General features: G+C 44.8%; 3 protein-coding genes. All 3 read right to left on the reverse strand.

What is annotated here, in order from left to right; translation table 11 throughout:
• Positions 1-94: 94 nt before the first annotated feature.
• Complete coding sequence (locus ACCI49_RS24505) at positions 95-370, reverse strand: DUF4265 domain-containing protein (protein WP_371841877.1); 276 nt, start codon at positions 368-370, stop codon at positions 95-97.
• A gap of 51 nt (positions 371-421) precedes the next feature.
• The gene (locus ACCI49_RS24510; RefSeq protein WP_371841878.1) at positions 422-1246 is read right to left on the reverse strand and encodes a hypothetical protein; all 825 of its coding nucleotides are present in this window, start codon (positions 1244-1246) and stop codon (positions 422-424) included.
• Positions 1247-1707: 461 nt separating this feature from the next.
• Positions 1708-1841 (reverse strand): IS3 family transposase (locus ACCI49_RS24515; protein WP_371841879.1); only part of this gene is annotated, 134 nt, incomplete at its 5' end.

Raw genomic sequence — 1841 nt, forward strand, 5'->3', positions numbered from 1 at the left:
TCGAACCTAGGTGTAACATGAGCCACCTCACTCGTAACAGGCAAAGCCAGTCACTCATGACCACGTCCGTAGGACGTGGGTTTCTACGTTAAACTCAATTTCGGGGGGGGATATCTAGACAGTAATACTTGGGATTAGCACCTTCATAGGTACAGCCCATAGCCACAAGGTCATCAAGTTGCTCTTTTTCTTTACTATCTTCATCAGCGGAGTTGTCGAATATAATACGTACCAACTTATGCCCTGATGGCTCTAACACCTTCACGAAGGTGAGAATCTCCTCTTCCTCGGCAGACCTAGCTGAATTGGCTTCTACTTCAAGACAGCCGGTCAGAGCGGCGGATAGGATGATTAGTAGCAATAGGCGCATGACGACCCCTCAGTAATTTTGAGGGAGCGTACCAGGGGAAGGAGAAAGCTGCTACTGGGTAATCATGCCCATATTGCCGCTACCTATCTGTACGGCTATAGCGATTTGACCAGTACCGGTTTGGATCGTGTTATGCATATTATTACCGCCTACCTGGGTGGTTGAAGCAAGGCTGAGAGCAGCGCCCGTTTGGGCAATAGTTGCACCATTCATAGATCCTACTTGATTGACCAAGGCGCTACTTGCTGTAACGTTAGTTTGACTAATGGTAGCGTTGTGCGAAAAACCTACCTGATTAAGCAAAGCTCTACTTGCCGTGGTATTAGATTGAAAAGTGGAGCCTATATTCATAGAGCCTGCTTGATTAAGCAAAGCGCTAGTTTCTGTGGTTGAAAATTGGGTAGCGATACCCATGTGTAGAGAGCCTATTTGATTAAGCAAAGCACTACTTGTTGTGGCCGGACTTTGAAAAACTGCGCCCCTATGCAAAGAGCCTGTTTGATTGATCAATGCACTGCTTGCAGTGGCTCCATCTTGGTTAATTACGGCTGAGTTCGAAGAGCCTATTTGATTGGCCAAACTACTACTATGCGAAGTGCCAACTGTTTGAAAGGATCGAGCAAAATTTGATTCACCAGTTTGCAATTGTATTGTCACACTATTATTTGTGCCGGTAGTTTGAAATGCCCCTGAGTTATTAATCCCCCCAATTTGGGTCTGCACAATTAAATTATTGTGAATAGGTGGGTCTGATTGATCCGCATCGGCCATATTGCCGTTTCCAAGCTGAAATAACAGCGCGGTATTATTATTCGCGCTCGTATTTACGCTCAATGCCATTAACATGGCTGCGGCGATGGGGGTTAATGTCTTCATCAGTAGCTCCTTTACTTTATAGTGATGCAATCTGAAACACCCACGTAATGGCTACGCCGTCTCCTTATGGGGTACAACGAATTTTTATACGCCAATACTTTCGGTATTCAGCTGCTTGAATTTACTGGATTTTTCTATACCGTAGAAATCAACAGTGCTGTCCTGACACTTAAAAAGTTAACGTTATATCTATAGGTTTATGACCAAGTGGAGGCTTAAGCTTTACGGAGGAACTGACAAATAGCCATGAGATGAAAGTTCCATATTGTTAGGAATAAAGTTTGAAAAATAGCATTTGTTGCTTTTTACGATAAGAGGCGATTCTCGCTGAATCGATGCACTTGTAAGGTTTGGCATCTCCCCACCTTCACCGCTTTTGAGATTAAAGTTGCCATAGCCGCAATCAAACTATGCACAGCTAGGCGGTCGTCTGATCCTACCCATCAACAACGGACACACCACTAAGCGACTAGTTGTTCCTCAAACGCCTCAGGGCTGAGATAGCCATTGGCGCTGTGTAGGCGATTTCGATTGTAGTCTATCTCTATATACTCAAATACGGTTTCTCGCATGAGGCACCTTGTGGGAAAGCGGT

The sequence above is a fragment of the Microbulbifer epialgicus genome (genome assembly GCF_041447265.1).
GTDB classification, from domain to species: domain Bacteria; phylum Pseudomonadota; class Gammaproteobacteria; order Pseudomonadales; family Cellvibrionaceae; genus Microbulbifer; species Microbulbifer epialgicus.

Excerpts from the sequence above, each read along its gene's own strand:
- ACCI49_RS24510 (WP_371841878.1), bottom strand. The coding sequence starts at position 1,246 with ATGAAGACATTAACCCCCATCGCCGCAGCCATGTTAATGGCATTGAGC.
- ACCI49_RS24505 (WP_371841877.1), bottom strand. The coding sequence starts at position 370 with ATGCGCCTATTGCTACTAATCATCCTATCCGCCGCTCTGACCGGCTGT.